This window comes from Alteromonas sp. AWJ4_199, from assembly GCF_056159165.1.
The window spans coordinates 3,326,756-3,346,785 of sequence record NZ_JBSWUR010000001.1; the positions used below are offsets into that span (position 1 = coordinate 3,326,756).

Genomic DNA, 20,030 nt, shown 5'->3' on the forward strand with positions numbered 1-20,030 from the left:
ATTTTTATGCATTATTGCTGTGCGGGCCGTACAAAATACCCACATTGAAAAATAAAATCAAACGCTAAAAATGTCAGGTTTATAGAGAATTAGTATAATATTAATTAAATCTTTTAAAATCATTGATTTGAATGGCGTATTTTAAGTTTGTAACAAAAATGTTATCAGTTAATAAAAGTGAATAATTTTCTATCATTAAATGATATTGGTTCTCATTTATATTTCAAAGGTGAATAATTATGCTTTAAGTTTGTGGATTTATGTTGTCAATGGCTGTTTGTTTGTATTTTTATGAAAATGTAAAGCTACGGTTCCACTCATATAAGTAGTTTGCTATATTGGTTAAAAATCACCCGGATGTAAGGTTGGAGCTTAAAGCTGTGATACTTGATAGTACATTCATGTAATTTTCACGAGTGCGTATGCACATGTATGAGAATAAAAATTCACGGAAAGCACATGTTGCCAAGCCGGAGAGGATTATCGAATGTCAGCATTACAGGCTAGCCCCAACGGCACCTTTGTTATTAAAGAGCATTTAGTAACAGGTGAAGACGTAAGTTTTAAGCCATCTCCCAATACCTCAGGGCTCTTTGAAGAGGGTTGTCCTGATACTATCGTTATCCATTTCACCGCTGGTAGTAGCCTAGCGTCATCAGTAAACGTGTTGACCAACCCAAATAGCGGTGTGTCTGCTCACTTCGTCGTGGGACGTAACGGTAACATCGTACAAATGCTGCCAACGAATAAGATTGCATGGCATGCAGGCGCAAGTCACTTTGAGGGGCGTAGTGGTTTAAACAAATACTCTATAGGCATTGAACTAGATAATGCAGGCCAGCTAAAGGAAAAAAGTGATGGCACCTATGAGAGTTGGTTCGGCAAAGTGTATGAACAGAGCGAAGTATTCGAGGCTAGGAACAGTAGCCAGCGTGCCGTTGGCTATTGGCACAAGTACACGGACATTCAAATCTCACGAACTCTCGACCTATGTATAACACTATGCGAGCGCTACCAGATCTCTACGGTTGTTGGACATGAGGAGATCGCGCCCTCGCGCAAAGTAGATCCTGGTCCTGCCTTTCCATTACAAAAGTTTAAAGAACTCCCATTGCATCTCGAAAGTAGGGCGGGGCTAACCGAATCGAAAGGAACAGGTCTACAGCGAGATGTATACGATGGGGTTCAGCATAATTTGGCTAGACCCGCAAAGAGAGTGGCTAATGTAAGTGCTAATGTACTTAATGTTAGAAAAGGGCCTGGTACTTCATTTGCCACTATCGACAATGGTTTAAATAAAGGAGAAATATTAAAAGTACTAGAGAAAGAGGGGGAGTGGGCGAAAGTATCGTTTACAAAAGTTGGATGGGTTAATACCGCTCATATCCACGAAATTACGGAAAAGTTACCGTTTAAATCGTAACCGTGTAGTTGTGTCATCGCCTCGCTCCCACAAACCGCATTCACGAAGTGGTTAAAGCCTGATAGGATACAGGCAAGATAAGATTAAATAAGACGTACATGCATTCAGATTCACCAAACGATTCTTGGGCAATCCGCTTTGCTCAATTTGTTCAGCGTTTTGGCACTCTAAAGCTCAGCATTTTGTTTGTTGTTCTTTCGCTGGTGTTCACGCTAGGCGGTTCCTACGTGATACGCGTAAGTATGGGAAGCCAAGTCCAACCCGACGATTTCATTAGTGCAGTCATTCTCACTATGCTATCTGCGCCTTGGGTACTCTACTTTTTCAGTGAACTAATAAAGCAGCTAGAGAATTCACGTACCAACTTGAAAGAGGTAGTTAGCCAACTTGAAAGCTTAAGAGAAGAAGATGTTTTTCTTAATCGAGAGCTTCAAAGCAACATAAGGCAGCTAAACCATGAAATAGAGCAGCGTAAGCAAGCGCAAGAAGAGCGAGAAGCGCTGTTTAAAGATTTAGAGAAGGAAATTCAGGATAAATCTGAGCAAGAAGCCCAAGCGCGACGTCTGTCCACACTCTTGCGCTCCATTATCGATGCCTCCCCAGACTTGATTTATTACCGTAATGAAGAAGGCAGATTTGCAGGCTGTAACCGCATTGCCGAGTTAATGACCGGAAAAACCGAGCAAGAGTTGCTAGGGTTAACGCCAGAAGATGTATACGAAGAAGAACTAGCCCGCCAAATCGTGGCAAGCGACCACGAAGTATTGGAAACCAACGCAAGTATTACAGAGGAACTGTGGCTTCGCTTTGCTGACGGCCGACGTCGCTACTTTGAAATGAAGCGCGTACCTTTCTTTGACAAAGAAGGTAATCGTTTAGGTCTGTTGTCATTCGGTCGTGATATGACAGAGCGTAAACAAGCGGAAAATGCTGCGGCGAAAGCAAGTACCGATAAGACGCGATTTATCGCGACCATCAGTCATGAGCTTCGTACACCATTAAACGGCATTGTAGGCTTAAGCCGCATGTTGCGCGATACCGAGTTAAGCGACGAGCAATTTAGCTGGGTTAGTACAATTTACGCAAGTGCCATTACGCTAGGTAATATCTTTAACGACATTATTGACCTAGATAAATTGGATAGAGACAAGCTTGAGCTAAGTCTTAAAACGATCTCGTTAAAAGATTTCACAGAAGAATTAAGCAGTATTATCCGACTGCTTGCAGCAGATAAACAGCTTGAACTAAAAACGACGATTAACGAGCCATTACCCCGTTTAGTGGAAATTGACGGTACTCGTCTTCGCCAAATTTTGTGGAATATTTTGTTTAACGCAGTGAAGTTCACACAAAAGGGGCACGTGAGTTTATCAGTGTCATCAACTAAACCTGATGGTGATAAAGCTTACGTCACCTTTATTATTGAAGACACCGGTGTGGGTATTCCTGAAAGCGAAATCGATAAAATTTTTGCTATGTATTACCAGGTCGATCACCCCGATCATCAGTCAGCAACAGGCACAGGTATCGGCTTGGCTATTTGTAAGCAAATGGTCGATTTAATGAAAGGTGAAATTCACGTTTCTAGTAGCGTGGGTAAAGGCACCCGTTTTGAGATTGTACTGCCAGTGCAAATCTCTAACAGCCCAATGAAGGTCGCACAGCTTCAAGTGACGGGGCTTAATATTTTGTTAGTAGAAGATATTGAGCTAAACGTTATGGTTGCCAAAGCCTTGCTTGAAAAGCTTGGACAGAAAGTCGATGTGGCGATGACAGGGCAAGAAGCTATCGATAAAGTTAGGGAAAACCAATACGACCTAATTTTGTTAGATATTCAGTTGCCTGATATGACCGGATTCGATGTAGCAAGCACGATTATCGAAGAAGACCTAGTCATGCAAACGCCTATTGTGGCGCTAACGGCAAACGTCATTAAAAAGCGCGATGAATACTTAGAAAACGGTATGGACGATGTGATTGCAAAGCCAATCAAGAAGTCTCGGGTTATTGAAGTGTTCAACGAGCTGTTCCACGCACCTCCAGCTCCGCTAGAAGTAGACGGTGAAGTAGAGCGCCCTGAACCAACTAAAACATTAAGTAACATTTTAGATATGGACTTATTGCAGATGTTGGTAGATACCATAGGGGATGAAATGGTACGTGCTAGCGTTAAAGTATTCCAAGAAAAAATGCCTGAATACATGGAAATACTGCAGCTTAGCTTAAGTGCTGATGAAAAGTCCGAAGTGTGTTCACAGGCTCACAAAATTAAAGGTGCAGCTGGCTCTGTTGGTTTAGCTCGCGTACAACGTATCGCTAATCAAATCCAACAAGGTGATCATCCTACATGGTGGGAGAACGTGCACGATTGGGTTGAAGAGCTTCAAATGGCGGTTCAACACGACATGAAGGCGCTGCATGATTGGTTAAACGAACAACAGGTTGACGACTAGTCAGGCCAACGCGCTCTTTGATTTGTAATGTTAAAAAGAGGGCTTGCCCTCTTTTTTGTTATAAAAATAGCGGTAGAGTAGACGTTAAGAACAGCGTTGTTACTTAGCTAGATGGCTCTCAAAAAGGCGGAGGGCTTTTTATATCTATTCAGTGGTAAAAGGAATTAATGTGATGACAATAAGCGCACAACAAGAGACCGTATTTTCAAATAACCAACTTAGTATTCAGGAAATTCCCTCACTTCAAACGCTCGCATTACTGCCTATATCCAAAAAGTACCGGACACTAAATATTCTCTCCATTGGATTGATAGCCTCAGTGCTAATAGGTATTGCTTCTGCGTTGCGTTTCCAAAGCTTTTGGTCATTGCCAGAAGGACTGCTGCGAGCCTACCCGTATGTTGTTGCTGGTATCGTCGCTGTAGGCTCTCTATGGACGCTGTACCACTTTTTTGCTGATGTACGCATATTTTATGCGATTCGAGAGCAAGATATCAGTAAGCAGTCAGGGCTAATTTTTAGAAAGCTTTCGTGTCAGCCTATATTGCGTGTTCAGCACGTTGAAGTTAACCGCGGGCCGTTCGATAGATGGGCGGGTCTTGCTTCCCTTCAAGTATTTTCGGCTGGTGGTGAAATGCATACCTTTGAAATACCTGGGCTAAGTATTGAAAGAGCTGAGCAGTTACGTGAGTTTATTCTTGCTCACAAAGATATTGGTGCTCGCTAATGACTGCGCCTGAATCGTTTTCAAATCAGACGCCTGAAGTCGCCAGGGCAGGTGACTTCGAGGTCAATGAAGATGTCGATGTGTCGCCTCACCCTCAAACTCAGGGCACGGGGATTGCAGAACCACAGCTTAAAGTAGAAACGGGTGATGCGTGGCAGCGTCTCTCTCTTATTTCTATTTTGTACTTTACCATTCGCAACTTTTCCGCCTCGGCACAAGTACTTATCTACACCATTCCCGCCTTAGCCATATCGTTTAATATTTGGGATAATCTGCTGTCGCCTGAAGTGTTAATCGGTGCCGGGATCTTATTTTTAACTACCAGTAGTAGCGGCGTAATAAGCTTTTTAATGTACAAGTTTCGCGTGCACAACCAGCACGTTGAGATTCACCATGGTGTGTTTCAGCGCCGCTATACCAACTTGCCTCTGTGGCGTATTCAAAACGTTAAGATAGAGCGCCCTTTTTATTATCGTCCTTTTGGGTACGCGTTAGTGGTGCTTGATACCGCGGGCAGCGGTAAAGAAGAAGCGAAAATAGTGGCGGTGCCAGAAGACTATGCTGAAGCGCTGAAAAAGCAGGTGTTGTATGAAAAAGCGCATCACGATGAAGGTGACCTGGATTGTTTGCCAGACGAAGATTTATCCGACGAGCAGAGTTCGTCTTTTTCCACGCCACGAACGCGCGATAAAGCGGTAGGTTCCTCCCATTCAAATGAAGAGGTATTAAATCGCCGATCTGTGAAAGACATCATTATTCATGGTATCACCAATAATCGCGTGTGGATCATATTAGGGGCCGCCGCGCCTTTTTATGACGATGTGTTTGGGTTAGTGTCAGAGTGGTTAGCCGACAAGGGCTTGCAGCTTAATCAGCTGGTCGGTGAACAAACGGTAGCTTGGTGGCAATTTGGACTGTATGCCTTCGTTATCCTAATGATGCTTATGGCGTTAGTGGCGCTACTTAGCGTAGGCGGCGCTCTTTTCACGTTCTATGGCTATACGCTTTCACGATCGGGAGACAGATATATCCGTCGCAGCGGCTTGCTCAATAAGCTGGAAGTAAGCATGCGTGCTTCACGCATCCAAATGATTACGGCGAAGCAAGATTGGCTCGATAAAATACTAAAGCGGGTCAATTTGTATTTTGAGCAAAACTCTACGGCTGGGCAGCAAATGCAAGAACTGATGTCGCCAAATAAGCTTATTGTGCCATCGGTAACCGAAAACGAAGCCTTTGAACTTAGCCAAGAGGTTATGCCTGGTTGCGATTTGCGTGGTCAGCCTTATCAGGTTATCAGCAAACGCTTTATAAGCTTTTGGTTGCTTGCAGCATGGGCAGTGCCATTTGCCATCTTATTCACCATTGGCGCCGTCTCGTCCCACCTAGACATTATGGTTGGTGCATTCGCCGCTTTTAGTGCAATAGCACTTATACTTACACTCAGGTGGTGGCGATGGGGGATAGCCTACGATAATAAGTACGTTTACATAAGAAAAGGTCGAATAGGCGTCGACTATCAGTGTTTCGAACCTTATAAAGTACAGCAAGTAATTATTAAGCAAAGCGTGTTTATGAAGCGTAATCAGCTTGCCACGATAAAATTTGTGCTGGCCTCAGGCGCGGTGACAGTACCGTTTTTACCAGAGGAATACGTCGATAAACTAGCAGACAGCGTGTTATTTGAGGTGGAGTCGACGAGAAAGTCTTGGATGTAATGTAAGGCACTTTTATAGCGCTATTTTCTATTCACTGTTTTAAGTACTGTTTTTATACACTGTTTTTTTATGCAAACAGCGCGAGTTTGTGTAAAGGTAGGTATTAAGTTACACAACCCTGCGTTTATATGGATATTCTTGATTACAGTGTTATTGCGATCTACCTCATTACTTTACTTATCATTGGTTTTAGTCTGCGAGGACAGCAGTCGAAGAAAGACTACTTTTTAGCTGGCAGAAGCTTAAGTTGGAAGCCGCTATTGCTATCCATCATGGCGACTCAACTTTCGGCGGTTAGTTTTATTTCGGCTCCGGCGTTTGTTGGGTTTCGCGAGGGTGGCGGGCTAATTTGGCTTTCTTACGAACTTGCTGTGCCTTTGGCCATGTTGTTACTCGCTACCCTTGTATTACCAACCCTGTACCGAAGTGGTGTAGTGAGTATATACGACTACCTTGAACGTCGTTTCTCTATCTCTACCCGTATTTGTATCACTGTTGTATTTCAATTCAGTAGAGCCTTTGCTACCGGCATAATGGTTTACGCGCTATCCATTATATTGCAAGGAACCATGCAGGTTTCATCCACGCAGGCAATCTTACTCATTGGTGTTATTACCATTTTGTATTCCTTGCAGGGCGGCATGAGAGCCGTTGTATACGGTGACGCTGTTCAAATGGTGATTATTGTAATGGGCACTGCAATTTGTATTGCGTTTGGTCTTAACGCATTGGGCGGTTGGGCATCCTTTCTACAATTACTTCCTAGCGAACGAGTTTCTACCCTTAATCTCTCTTCTCTAGGTTTTAATGGAGACGGCTTCGGCTTTTTACCTATGGTATTAGGAGGCGTTATCCTTTATGCCTCTTACTATGGGTGCGATCAATCTGAAGCGCAACGAGCACTGTCAGCTAGATCAGAAAGCGATCTAAAAAAGATAATGCTAGCCAACGGCATTTTCAGGTTTCCAATAACACTTCTATATTGTTTAGCGGGCTTGGTGATAGGCACGTTAGCGTTCAACGACGCTAACTTGCTATCTCAAATTCCTAAAGATAATCCAGACTGGCTTATGCCGGTATTTATTCTTAACTATTTACCTCATGGGCTTATCGGCTTGCTTGTGGTCGCTATTCTTGCTGCAGCTATGTCATCACTGAGTTCTGCTATCAACTCCCTTGCAGCTGTGTCACTGGAAGATTATTTCAAGTTGAAGGGAAAACAAGCCAAATCTGAACGCTATCTTCGCAACGCCAAACTAGCGGGGCTGATATGGGGGGTGATTATTTTGCTGCTTTCACTCAATGCTGGCGATATTGCGCCTACCGTAATAGAAGCGGTGAACAAGGTGGGCTCTGTCTTTTTTGGCCCTGTTTTAGCTGTTTTTTTACTTGGAATTTTAACGAAAAATGTAGGCGCTAAGCACGTCAACCTTGGCCTTTTGTGTGGCGTTTCAACCAACCTAACCTTCGCATTTTTTGTCGATGACGTATTTTGGTTTTGGTGGAACGTAACAGGTTTTATTGGAACAGTGTTACCTGCGATTATTCTTTCGATACTTGTTCCAAGCGGCGAGGCAAATACTATTGCCTCCAACCGAGAAGGTGCTGTTAGTGTACTTACAGGCAGGACTATTGCCGTGCTGTTGGTAAGTTACTTTTGCATGTTAGTGGTATTTTGCTATTTGTTACCTGGTTGGCTGCAATAGCATCAGAGTTTTAAGCTTCTCCCTTGCGTAAAACTGAGTCCCTCAGAATAATCTGATCTTTGCCAGCATGTTTAGCTTCATATAAGCGCGCGTCGGCTTTTTCTAGCTGCGACTCTAAACATTTGTGCTCTTCGGTACTTACGCCGATACTGCACGTAATGTTAAATTTGTGGCCGGTAAACAGCGTAGTGCGAACTGCATCCATAAATGCAGAAAGCGCTGATAGATACACTTTGGGCGGCCTTACCGATACTACGGTAAATTCTTCGCCGCCGTAGCGCACAATTAGGTCGTCAGGAAAGTAATCTTTCAGTAACGCGGCGAACTCCTGCAATAACATGTCACCGGTTTTGTGGCCATACGTATCGTTCACGCTTTTGAAGTTGTCAGCATCAATCATAGATACAATCACGTCTTTTCTAGACGTACTGTTGGCAAATAACTCTTCGGCTTTTTCATGTAGAAAACGTCGATTATACACTTTCGTCAACGCGTCTAAGTTCGCCGAATCTCGAATGGTTTGAATCATTTCCTGTGACTCAAGGTTTTGCATTACGCGGCAGTAAAATTCCTCGTGATAAAACGGCTTAGACAAAAAGTCATTAGCGCCGCTTTTAATAAATTTAGAGGTAAGCACGCTGTCACCAGTGGCAGAAAGCCCAATAAAGACTAAATCTTGCATCCGCCTTTCGTGGCGAATCGTTTTAACGAGCTCATAGCCATCCATATTGGGCATTCTATGATCTGCTATCACCATTTTTATATCGCGATGCTTTTCAAGTAAATCAAGTGCTTCTAAACCGTCGGTGGCCTCATGTACTTGAAACTGAAACTTGCGAAGTAACGAGCAAATATGATTTCGACTGGTTTTAGAGTCTTCTACAACAAGTACTTTTGTGGTTAGGTTTTTTCTTAAGCGGTCGACTAATTTAGAAACTTGTAGGTAGGAGTAACGAGACTCTTTCGTAATGTAATCGAGTACACCTTGGTCGAGTAATTGGGCACGAGTGAATTCGTCAAAATTGCCGGTTAGCACTATGGTTGGAACGTTATGGGAGAGCGCAAGCTCAACACTTTCACCATTGGGGGCGTCAGGAAGATTTAGATCGACAATGGCAGCAAGGTATTCTGTTTCGCTTTCAAGTGCGCTTTTGGCCTCAGCGAGGTCTTCACATAGATCACAAGTAAAATGAGGGTTATCCTCAATAAGCTTATTAACGATCTTACGGACAGTTAAGCTGTCTTCTACTACAAGAACTTTATACATGTGATTTACTCAAGGCATTTGACTCTTGATAATAACCAATAAAACGTAAAAAAGCCCTCAATGAGAGGGCGTTTCATACTTATGTCTAAATAAGGATTATCTAATGTTTTATTGTTTAGACAGGCGCTACTAACTTTGCTCGACGGGCACGCGCACTGCACCTTCCATCAAAACACGGGCGCTTCTGCTCATTACAGCTTGCTCAATTTGCCATTTGTCATTTTCAAAAGTGGCTTTCGCGCCTACTCGAAGTGTTCCTGATGGATGCCCAAAAGTCACCGATTCTCTGTCTTCGCCACCTGCGGCAATATTCACCAAGGTTCCTGGAATGGCAGCAGCGGCGGCAATAGCTACTGCTGCTGTGCCCATCATGGCGTGGTGAAGTTTCCCCATAGAAAGCGCGCGTACTAGTGCGTCTATGTCGGAACCTAATATATCTTTGCCGCTTGACGCTTTATAACCTCTCGGAGAGGCGACAAACGCAACCTTAGGTGTATGCTGCCTGTTTGCAGCTTCACCGACATCTTTGATTAGCCCCATTTGAACCGCGCCGTATGCACGAATGGCTTCGAACTTCGAAAGCGCCTCTGCATCACTGTTAATGTCGTCTTGCAGCTCAGTGCCTGTGTAGCCAAGATCTTCCGCATTAATAAAAATAGTCGGAATACCCGCGTTTATCATAGTCGCCTGAAGTGAACCTACGCCTGGGACTTCCAGTGTGTCGACTAAGCGTCCAGTAGGGAAAATAGCGCCTTCACCGTCGGCTGGGTCAACAAAGGCCACTTCTACTTCTGCGGCTGGGAAAGTAACGCCGTCTAGCTCAAAATCACCGGTTTCTTGTACTTCACCATTAGTCATTGGTACTTTTGCAATAATGGCTTTGTTGATATTCGCCTGCCAAATGTTGACGGTGGCAATGCCGTTTTCCGGAATCTTACTTTCATCAACTAAACCATTGCTAATAGCAAAAGCACCAACCGCTGCGGTAAGATTTCCGCAGTTTCCGCTCCAGTCTACAAAAGGTTTGTCGATAGCCACTTGTCCAAACAGGTAGTCGACATCGTAACCTTCACGCTCACTTTTACTCAAAATCACGGTTTTACTGGTGCTTGAAGTAGCACCGCCCATACCATCGGTTTGTTTACCGTATGGATCTGGGCTTCCGATGATACGAAGAAGCAGGGCATCGCGCGCCGGACCCGGCTTTTGTGCTGCCTCTGGCAAGTCAGATAAATTAAAAAACACACCTTTACTGGTACCGCCACGCATATAGGTAGCCGGTACTCGAAGTTGTGGCGCATACTTTGTCATGTTTTTTCCCTCAGCTAGCTTCAGCTTCCAAGAAGTCTTTTGCGAAGCGCTGCAATACACCGCCTGCGCTGTAAATAGAGACTTCTTCACCTGTATCTAAGCGACAGGTTACGGGCACTTCTAGCTGCTCGCCGTTTTGACGGTTCACTACCAGTGTTAGCGTTGCACCTGGTGACGGTTCGCCGCTTACATCGTAAGTTTCTGTACCATCTAGTTCTAACGTTTTACGGGTTGTGCCCGGTTTAAACTCAAGCGGTAACACGCCCATTCCAATTAGGTTGGTACGGTGAATACGCTCAAAGCCTTCTGCCACAATTACTTCAACGCCTGCTAGACGTACACCTTTAGCTGCCCAGTCACGCGATGAACCCTGACCATAATCAGCACCTGCAACAATGATCAGTGGCTGCCTGCGGTTCATGTAGGTTTCAATAGCTTCCCACATGCGCATAACTTGTCCTTCTGGCTCAACGCGCGCCAGTGAACCTTGCTTCACTTCACCATTTTCCAGCACCATCTCGTTGAACACTTTGGGGTTCGCTAGGGTAGCGCGCTGTGCGGTTAAGTGGTCACCACGGTGCGTGGCGTACGAGTTAAAGTCTTCTTCCGGTAAGCCCATTTTGTGGAGGTATTCACCTGCCGCGCTGCTGGCTAAAATAGCGTTTGAAGGCGACAAGTGATCGGTGGTGATGTTATCTCCCAAAATAGCCAGTGGACGCATACCTTTCATGGTGCGCTCAGCATCCATCGCGCCTTCCCAGTAAGGCGGGCGACGAATGTAGGTGCTCATTTCACGCCAGTCATAAAGCGGGTTAATGTCTTTTCCGTAGTCAACGCTAAGGTCGAACATTGGCTCGTACACTTTTCTGAAGTGCTCTGGCTTCACCGATTTCGCTACAATAGCGTCAATTTCTTCGTCGCTTGGCCAAATGTCTTTAAGCGTTACTGGGTTGCCTTCTTTGTCGGTGCCCAATACGTCTTTTTCAATATCAAAGCGAATTGTACCGGCAATGGCGTAGGCCACAACTAATGGCGGTGATGCCAAGAACGCTTGCTTTGCGTAAGGGTGAATACGGCCGTCGAAGTTACGGTTACCCGACAATACTGCTGTTGAGTAAAGATCACGGTCGATGATCTCTTGCTGAATTTTTGGGTCTAGCGCGCCGCTCATACCGTTACAGGTAGTACAGGCAAATGCTACAACGCCAAAGCCTAAATCTTCCAACTCGCTCATTAAGTTAGCTTCTTCAAGGTAAAGCTTAACGGCTTTAGAGCCGGGTGCTAGTGAGCTTTTTACCCACGGCTTACGGGTTAAACCGCGCTGGTTAGCATTTCTTGCCAGTAGACCTGCGGCAATAACATTGCGCGGGTTTGAGGTATTAGTACAGCTGGTGATAGCTGCGATAATAACTGCGCCATCAGGCATTTTGCCTTCTTCTTCAGTCCATTTAGCCGCGATACCACGACTTTCTAAGTCGCTAGTAGGTAAGCGTGCGTGAGGATTAGATGGGCCAGCCATATTGCGGCCTACTGAAGAAAGGTCGAACGTAAGTACCCGCTCATATTCCGCAGTTTCTAAGTCATCTGCCCATAAACCTGTGTGTTTAGCGTACTGCTCAACCAATGCAATTTGCTTTTCCTCACGTCCTGTTAGGCGCAAGTAATCAATAGTTTGCTGGTCAATATAGAACATGGCGGCTGTGGCGCCGTATTCCGGTGTCATGTTCGAAATGGTAGCACGGTCGCCCAGCGTAAGATGCGATGCACCTTCGCCGTAAAATTCCAAATACGCAGATACCACGCGCTCTTTGCGCAAGAATTCAGTTAACGCTAATACAATGTCGGTTGCTGTAATGCCAGGCTGTGGTTTGCCGGTAAGTTCAACACCTACAATGTCAGGCAAACGCATGTAAGACGCACGGCCTAGCATTACGCTTTCCGCTTCAAGGCCGCCAACGCCAACTGCGATAACGCCAAGTGCATCAACGTGCGGCGTGTGGCTGTCGGTACCTACTAGCGTGTCAGGGAAGGCCACACCATCGCGAGCCTGTATAACGGGTGACATACGCTCCAAGTTGATTTGGTGCATAATGCCGTTACCCGGAGGGATAACATCCACGTTTTTAAATGCGGTTTTTGTCCAGTTAATAAAGTGGAAACGGTCGTCGTTGCGTCTGTCTTCGATAGCACGGTTTTTCTCAAACGCGTCTTTTTCAAAACCAGCGTGCTCTACAGCTAGTGAGTGATCAACTATCAGCTGCGTTGGCACAACTGGGTTTACTTTAGCCGGATCGCCGCCTTTTGCTGCAATAGCATCACGAAGCCCAGCTAAGTCTACCAGTGCCGTTTGGCCCAAGATATCGTGGCACACTACGCGAGCAGGAAACCACGGAAAGTCCAAGTCGCGCTTGCGATAAATAAGCTGTTTGAGTGAGTCGGTTAGCATCTCAGGTGCGCATTTGCGCACTAAGTTTTCAGCCAGTACACGCGACGTATAAGGCAGCTTGGCATAGGCGCCTGGTTCAATGGCATCTACCGCTTCACGGGTATCGAAAAAATCGATACCCGCGTTTGGAAGCGGTTTACGGTAATCAATATTCATAAAACTAAACCTCAGCGTTACGCACGTTCGCTAATAGCTGGCACTGGGCGAAGTTCTTCGCCTGTGTATTCTGCTGACGGACGGATAATGCGGTTGTCAGCGCGCTGTTCCATAACATGTGCTGCCCAGCCTGTTAGGCGAGACATTACAAAGATTGGCGTAAATAGCGGCGTAGGAATACCCATGAAGTTGTACGCAGAGGCATGGAAGAAATCAGCGTTACAGAAAAGCTTCTTCTCGCGCCACATCACTTCTTCACAGCGAACTGACACAGGATAAAGCACGTCGTCGCCCACATCGGCAGCTAGCTTTTCAGACCATTGCTTGATAATTTCGTTACGAGGGTCAGACTCTGAGTAAATCGCGTGACCAAAGCCCATGATCTTCTCTTTGCGCTCAAGCATGCCCATCATTTTTTCTTCAGCATCATCGGCAGACGTAAAGCCTTCAATCATTTCCATAGCGGCTTCGTTAGCACCACCGTGAAGTGGACCACGCAGAGAACCGATAGCACCCGTTACACAAGAATGCATATCAGATAAGGTTGAAGCACAAACACGTGCAGTGAAGGTAGACGCGTTAAATTCATGCTCTGCATAAAGAATGAGTGATACATGCATGACTTGTTCATGAAGTTCACGTGGCTTTTCACCGTGAAGCATGTGAAGGAAGTGCCCACCAATTGAATCGTCATCGGTTTCAACATCTACGCGCACACCATCGTGCGAGAAGCGGTACCAGTAGCAGATAATACTTGGGAAACATGCCAACATACGGTCTGTCACGTCTTGCTGCTGGTCAAAGCTCGTTTCCATTTCAAGGTTACCTAGCATTGAACAACCCGTGCGAAGTACATCCATTGGGTGAGCATTTTTGGGGATGCGCTCTAGCACTTCTTTAATTGCTGTTGGAAGGCCGCGCATGCCGCGAAGCTTAGTTTTATAAGCGTCTAGCTCAGACTGGTTAGGTAGCTTGCCCTTGAGAATAAGGTACGCTACTTCTTCAAATTGACAGTTTTGCGCTAAGTCTTTTACGTCGTAACCACGATACGTTAAACCAGAACCTGATTTACCTACGGTTGATAATGCTGTTTTGCCTGCAACTTGGCCGCGTAAACCCGCGCCACTTAACTGTTTAGCCATCTTGTTGTCTCCGGTCTTGTATTATTTGTAAGGTACTTTTAATTGAAAATAGTAAGTAATTTGGACGCTTGAAGTTGGCGGGCACATTGGCTGCAGGGGCAAAGCACAGCCCCCTGCCACGCCGTGAACCCATCCATGGGGGCTCCGCCTCGGCATCCATGCCTCGGAGGGGCAGGGAACTGTACTTCCCCCCTACATCTTCGCGCCCGCCAACTTCAATCTGAATTTATCTATTTACTAATTTTTGCCTTCTGCGAATAGCGCATCTAGTTTTTGCTCGTACTCGTGGTAGCCAAGATAATCGTACAGTTCCATGCGTGTCTGCATACTGTCGACAACGGCTTTTTGGTCGCCGTTTTCAAGTATAGATTTGTACACCATTTCTGCTGCTTTATTCATGGCACGGAATGCACTTAATGGGTAAAGCACCATTGCTGCTCCCCATTCGCCAAGCTCTTCTTTATTCCATAGTTCGGTTTTGCCGAACTCAGTGATATTGGCAAGGATCGGAACGTCTAGCGCTTCAGCAAATGCACGGTAATGTTCTTCGGTTTGCACTGCTTCGGCGAATATGCCGTCAGCACCCGCTGCAACATAGGCTTTTGCACGTTCAATGGCTTTGTCTAAACCTTCTTGTGCGAACGCGTCGGTGCGCGCCATAATAAAAAAGTCTGGGTCAGTTCTGGCGTCAGCTGCAGCTTTTATGCGGTCTACCATTTCTTCTGTGCTAACAATTTCTTTGTTAGGGCGGTGACCACAGCGCTTTTGCGCAACCTGGTCTTCCATATGAACTGCCGCCGCGCCTGCTTTTTCCATGTCGCGAATAGTTTTGGCAATGTTAAATGCTCCACCCCAACCGGTGTCGATGTCTACCATTAGCGGAAGATCGCACGCGCTGGTAATGCGCTGAACGTCTGCAATCACATCATTAAGTGACGTCATGCCTAAGTCCGGTAGGCCGTAAGACGCATTCGCTACGCCGCCACCTGAAAGATAAATTGCTTGGTGCCCAATGGCCTTTGCCATCATGGCAGTATAGGCGTTAATAGTGCCGACAATTTGTAGCGGTTTGTTGTTCTCTAATGCGGTTCTGAATTTCTTTCCTGCACTCATGATAATCACTCGCTTATTTGAAAGTAGGGTAGAGGTGAATTAGGTATGAAGAAGACTGAGTGGTGTTAACCATGATTAAGCTTCTTCTCAATATTATTTTTTGAATAAAGAATATGGCGACGCATTAGCATTTCAGCCAGTTCCTCGTCGCGATTGGCAATAGCGTTAACGATGTGTCTGTGTTCATCAAACGCAGTGCTTACGCGAGGGCCAGCCATACCGAGCTGTACGCGATACATACGAACAAGATGGTAAAGCCCGTCTACAAGCACACTGATTAAATGATCATTTTTACTGCCAGTTACAATTCGGTAGTGAAAGTCTACATCACCCGCTTCTTGATAATAGCTTTGACCGCCTTTTACTTTATCAAAGTGGCTATCTAGCAATGCCTGCATATCAGCAATCTCTTCATCGCTCATATAGCGTGCGGCCAAGCGTGCTGCCATACCCTCTAGCGCTTCGCGTACTTGGTATAGCTGAATAAGGCCTTCGGGTGACAATGCAACCACGCGGGCACCTACGTTAGCTTTACGTTCCACCAAATGACATGTGGAAAGGCGGTTTATGGCTTCACGAATAACGGCTCGACTGACTTCATACTTTGTCGACAATTCCATTTCACTCAGCTTACTGCCTGCTGGAATGATGCCCTCAACAATATCTTTCCTCAATTGAAAGAAAGTGCGGTCGGCATTGGTGATGGCTTGTTCGCTTTTTACTAACACTTTACATCGTCTTTAATTAACCAATGTCGACAATATATGTATTTTAGAGGGGGTTTTCAACCTTTATGAGCCTAAATTGTCGACAACAAGCGTAAGCTGTTGGTCTTATAGCGGTGTTTAAAAATATTGCTTAAACAGGTGTAGTAAGTTTGGATTCTATCCGAATATAAACGACAAACTAGTTGTCAAAACTCGCATTTGCACGCTATCGGAGCAGGGTTGAAAGTTGGGGGCGGGTTTTGATTGGAATTATGTATGGTAACCAGCGTCACAACAGAAATATCTACAGTGAGTAAGTTGATTAAAATTTGTCCGTTTGGTCTAGGCGTTGATTGCTCATTTTAAACGGGCTTTATCAGGCCATGAGTTTATTTATTTTTTTGATATTTAAGCTTTTTTGTAAATTTTTAAGAAGTTGTAAGCTTGCTGTTTAACCTAACCAATTAGTCTAATTTTAAAGTTTTATTTTAGTAAAAGTGTAATATTTTACTTTGCAAGATCACAATCTAACGGTAACATATCGTTCCAGTCTTCAAGCCTAAATTCTTCTACTGAGTTTTAGGGGACTGGGAAAGTATTCACTACTTTTAAAGCAGAGTTTTATTGAAAGTAAGTTTGTAATGTTTTATTACGACTTACTTTTTTAATGCCTGTAATCCAGTATTAGCACAAGGTTATGTGCGCCTCTTAATTCAGTGAGTTTAGCCTTTCAAAGTTCCAAAGAAGAACTTGAAGCAGCCTATAACAACAAAATTATACCTAACACTCACGCAAAAAGGGGTTACACCATGAAAACCAATACTGACGTGTCTAAGACACTCGCCAGTAAGCTTTCACCTGTCGCACTAGCAGTAGCGATGACCGTTCCAGCTCTTTCAAACATTGCCGTTGCTCAAGAGGCTGAAGCAACCGAAGAACAACAGTTTGAAGCCATTACCGTTACCGCGACAAAACGCCCTCAAGTTATTTACGAAGTGCCAATTGCTATTAGTGCTTTTGACGGCGATAAGTTAGCTTCTCAAGGTATTACTGACCTGACCGACGTTGGTAAGTTTGTACCAAACCTAAATGTTACTGGTTTTTCTGCTGGTCACACGTCTTCAGTGAACCCGTTTATTCGCGGTATTGGTCTTCAAGATCACCTTATCACCACCGACCCAGGTGTTAGTGTTTATGTTGATGGTGTTTACCTAGGCCGCCAAGTTGGTCAAAACTGGAGCCTTAACAACATTGAGCGTATCGAGGTACTTCGCGGCCCTCAAGGTACTCTATATGGTCGTAACTCTATTGGTGGTGCGATTAACATCATCACTAAAGAGCCAGACCAAGGCGATGTGACTAAAATCAATACTGAGTTTGGTACTCGCGGTCGCGTAAAAGCAGACCTTTTTGTTAACCACGCTCTATCAGAAACTGTTGCGTTCAATATGAATTTAGCTTTCAACAAACGCGACGGGCTTGGCGAATTCATCAACGTGCCAAATGCTGAATACGACGTAGGTGAAACTGAAGATATTTCAGGTCGTGTTTCACTTAAGTGGGAGCCTTCAAATGACTTCCGTATGGTGTTAACCGCAGACGCGAACAACGGCGACGGCGGCCTTCGTCCTTACACTGTTTTAATTGATGAAGTGGGCTCTGCACGTTACTTCGGTGGCGGTAATGGCCTTGGTGTAGAGCTTCGTAATACAGATGTTACGCCTGAAGGTGCTGATATCTACGACAACGCAACGGGTACTGAAGCGGTAACTGGCGTATCGAACGAAGCGCGCGGTATTTCATTGACTACAGAATGGGACATCAACGACGACTACACAGCTAAAGTGGTAGCAAGCCAACGTACATCAAAGTACAAGGCTGGTCTTGACGACGATGGTACTGTTTTCTCGCTAGACCAATTCCCTGAGCGCGGTGAAGCAGATCAAACATCGATTGAACTTCAGCTTAACGGCTATATCAACGAATATACTGACTTCGTAGCCGGTCTTTACTACTTCAACGAAGAAGGTAGCAACCGCCAAGGTGACGACTCTAACTTCGATGGTGGTCCAAACCTACTCGCGCTTGACCAAGAAACAACATCAAAAGCCGCTTACGTAAACGTGCGTCATGACTTAACAGACGAGCTGAGTGTGTCTGGTGGTCTTCGTTACACCAAAGACGAAAAAGAAGCGTCTGCGAACGTATTCTCTGCACTTGGTACTATTTATGATTCAAATGATTGGGACGAAGTAACCTGGGAACTTGCTACAAACTATACGTTTGAAAATGGCATGACAGGTTATGCGACTATTCAGTCTGGTTATCAGTCTGGTCAATTCCCAGCGCGCCCTTACTGCCTAATCGGCCAGTTCTTCGGTGCTGGTGGCTTCGATGATATCGAAGGTGCACAAGCAGCAGTTCGTGCAAACAACTGTTTCACAGCTTCAGACAATATTACCGCTACTAACTACGAAGTGGGTATCAAAGGTCGTGTGAATGACTACTTCGATATCAGTGTTGCCGTATTTAACACCGAGTTTGAAGATCTTCCTTACCAAGTTAGCCGTGTAAGCGAAGGTGGTTTTGATACAGCAAACCTTGTTGTTGAACAAACTTCTCGTGGCGTTGAAGCAGACGCAACATTTAGTTACGGCAACTTTAGCATGATGACCAGCATTGGTTATATGGACGTTGATGTTGAAGAGCAAGACGGTTTCAACCCTGTTGCACCGCTTACGCCTGACCTAACGTTAGCAATTGGCCCGCAATATACCTTCGAGCTTGATGGTGGCGATTCAATTCGCGTGCGTGCTGATTACTCATACCGCGCTGAAATGTATGGCGAGCCGACGTCTGCACCTGAGCGTATGACTGAGCTAGATAGCCGTGAGCTAGTAAACTTCGACATTGCTTACACGCCAGCGAATGATGCGTACACCGTAGCCCTTTATGGTCGCAATATTTTCGATGAGCGTTACGACAATGCGCGCCTGAACACGGGTGACTACATCCTTCAAATTCTAAGCAACGATGCAAGCGAGTTTGGCGTTAGATTCTCGACTGAATTCTAATAGCTACAACAAGTTATAATTGAAAAGCCAGTCTTCAGACTGGCTTTTTTTTGCTCATTTCTTCTTGTTTTATGTTCATTATTGGCATAGCTTTAGAGTTACTCTAAACATGCGCAGTAATTCTTTATGAAAGTAAAAACACTCTGTGGTATCAGTCTGCTTTTAGTTTCCACGCTACTATTAGGGTGTACTTATACCGTCTATTTACCCGATGAAGAAGGCGGTAACCAAAATCAAAACGGTAAAGTTGCTGTTAATAAACCTGAGTTCGGTAATCTGTGCCGCTACGGCGGTAATGGCGAGTATGGCATATGCCCCACGTCAAACGGTGAAATGGTTGGGACGTCTTGTTCTTGCCCAACCCCTTCGGGGCAAGTTATGGGAACGGTGTCGAAATATTAGAAACGCTTTCGCTGAACGCAAAGCTTTTCAATCATACGGAGATGGAACGTGGGATTGTTTACTAATTTTAAAAAATCGCGGTTAGAAAAAAAGTTTAAGAAAAACGAATGGGTAATCATTCAGCCTGTTCCGTTTGCTCAATTCGAACAAGTCATCGTAGAGCATGTTGAAGCAGGTTGGGAAATTGAAGAGGATTACGAACGGTTAGCGGAAACAACCGCGAAGTGGCAGTGTGAATTGCGCAAAGGTACAAGTATAGTAACTTGTGTATGGACTGAAAAACATCAGGGTATTATTTACGGGCCAGAACGCGTGCTGACTGGTTTGTCTGAAAAGTTGACAATACCCATGTCTACAACAATCGCTACCACGTGGTTTTAAGCCT

General features: G+C 45.0%; 14 protein-coding genes. 8 read left to right on the plus strand and 6 right to left on the minus strand.

The annotated features are described in order from the left end of the window. The first annotated feature begins 487 nt into the window (after window positions 1-487). From ACXAER_RS14555 to ACXAER_RS14575, 5 genes are all read left to right on the plus strand, one after another. Window positions 488-1,423, plus strand: a complete 936-nt coding sequence (locus ACXAER_RS14555; protein ID WP_474830344.1) for an N-acetylmuramoyl-L-alanine amidase — start codon at window positions 488-490, stop codon at window positions 1,421-1,423. Window positions 1,424-1,521: 98 nt separating this feature from the next. Next, window positions 1,522-3,876, plus strand: coding sequence for an aerobic respiration two-component sensor histidine kinase ArcB (arcB, locus tag ACXAER_RS14560; RefSeq protein WP_474830346.1), 2,355 nt, complete (start codon window positions 1,522-1,524; stop codon window positions 3,874-3,876). Window positions 3,877-4,048: 172 nt separating this feature from the next. Beyond that, the gene (locus ACXAER_RS14565) at window positions 4,049-4,603 is read left to right on the plus strand and encodes a PH domain-containing protein (RefSeq protein ID WP_474830593.1); all 555 of its coding nucleotides are present in this window, start codon (window positions 4,049-4,051) and stop codon (window positions 4,601-4,603) included. Next, window positions 4,603-6,321, plus strand: coding sequence for a PH domain-containing protein (locus ACXAER_RS14570; protein ID WP_474830348.1), 1,719 nt, complete (start codon window positions 4,603-4,605; stop codon window positions 6,319-6,321). The genes ACXAER_RS14565 and ACXAER_RS14570 overlap by 1 nt, the downstream gene beginning before the upstream one ends. Before the next feature lie 128 nt (window positions 6,322-6,449). After that, window positions 6,450-8,027 (plus strand): sodium:solute symporter family transporter, encoded by a 1,578-nt coding sequence (locus ACXAER_RS14575; protein WP_474830350.1) that lies wholly within the window; start codon window positions 6,450-6,452, stop codon window positions 8,025-8,027. A gap of 10 nt (window positions 8,028-8,037) precedes the next feature. Here ACXAER_RS14575 and ACXAER_RS14580 read toward each other — a convergent pair whose 3' ends face one another. The 6 genes from ACXAER_RS14580 to ACXAER_RS14605 form a co-directional block, all read right to left on the minus strand. Continuing rightward, window positions 8,038-9,294 (minus strand): response regulator, encoded by a 1,257-nt coding sequence (locus tag ACXAER_RS14580; protein WP_474830352.1) that lies wholly within the window; start codon window positions 9,292-9,294, stop codon window positions 8,038-8,040. A gap of 129 nt (window positions 9,295-9,423) precedes the next feature. Further along, the gene (gene prpF, locus ACXAER_RS14585; protein WP_474830354.1) at window positions 9,424-10,605 is read right to left on the minus strand and encodes a 2-methylaconitate cis-trans isomerase PrpF; all 1,182 of its coding nucleotides are present in this window, start codon (window positions 10,603-10,605) and stop codon (window positions 9,424-9,426) included. Window positions 10,606-10,615: 10 nt separating this feature from the next. Continuing rightward, the gene (gene acnD / locus ACXAER_RS14590) at window positions 10,616-13,207 is read right to left on the minus strand and encodes a Fe/S-dependent 2-methylisocitrate dehydratase AcnD (protein ID WP_474830356.1); all 2,592 of its coding nucleotides are present in this window, start codon (window positions 13,205-13,207) and stop codon (window positions 10,616-10,618) included. A gap of 17 nt (window positions 13,208-13,224) precedes the next feature. Beyond that, the gene (gene prpC / locus ACXAER_RS14595) at window positions 13,225-14,349 is read right to left on the minus strand and encodes a bifunctional 2-methylcitrate synthase/citrate synthase (RefSeq protein WP_474830358.1); all 1,125 of its coding nucleotides are present in this window, start codon (window positions 14,347-14,349) and stop codon (window positions 13,225-13,227) included. A 237-nt stretch (window positions 14,350-14,586) separates the two neighbouring features. After that, on the minus strand, window positions 14,587-15,462 hold the full coding sequence (gene prpB, locus ACXAER_RS14600; RefSeq protein WP_474830360.1) for a methylisocitrate lyase: 876 nt from the start codon (window positions 15,460-15,462) through the stop codon (window positions 14,587-14,589). A gap of 65 nt (window positions 15,463-15,527) precedes the next feature. Beyond that, window positions 15,528-16,190, minus strand: a complete 663-nt coding sequence (locus ACXAER_RS14605) for a GntR family transcriptional regulator (protein ID WP_474830362.1) — start codon at window positions 16,188-16,190, stop codon at window positions 15,528-15,530. 788 nt (window positions 16,191-16,978) lie between these two features. Here ACXAER_RS14605 and ACXAER_RS14610 point away from each other — a divergent pair. The 3 genes from ACXAER_RS14610 to ACXAER_RS14620 all read left to right on the plus strand — a co-directional run bounded on the left by ACXAER_RS14610 (window position 16,979) and on the right by ACXAER_RS14620 (window position 20,026). Next, the gene (locus tag ACXAER_RS14610; RefSeq protein WP_474830364.1) at window positions 16,979-19,243 is read left to right on the plus strand and encodes a TonB-dependent receptor; all 2,265 of its coding nucleotides are present in this window, start codon (window positions 16,979-16,981) and stop codon (window positions 19,241-19,243) included. Between the two features lie 126 nt (window positions 19,244-19,369). Continuing rightward, window positions 19,370-19,645 carry a hypothetical protein gene (locus ACXAER_RS14615; RefSeq protein ID WP_474830366.1) on the plus strand — a complete coding sequence of 92 codons (276 nt, stop codon included), beginning with the start codon at window positions 19,370-19,372 and terminating at the stop codon, window positions 19,643-19,645. Between the two features lie 48 nt (window positions 19,646-19,693). Further along, complete coding sequence (locus tag ACXAER_RS14620; protein WP_474830367.1) at window positions 19,694-20,026, plus strand: hypothetical protein; 333 nt, start codon at window positions 19,694-19,696, stop codon at window positions 20,024-20,026. Window positions 20,027-20,030: the final 4 nt, after the last annotated feature.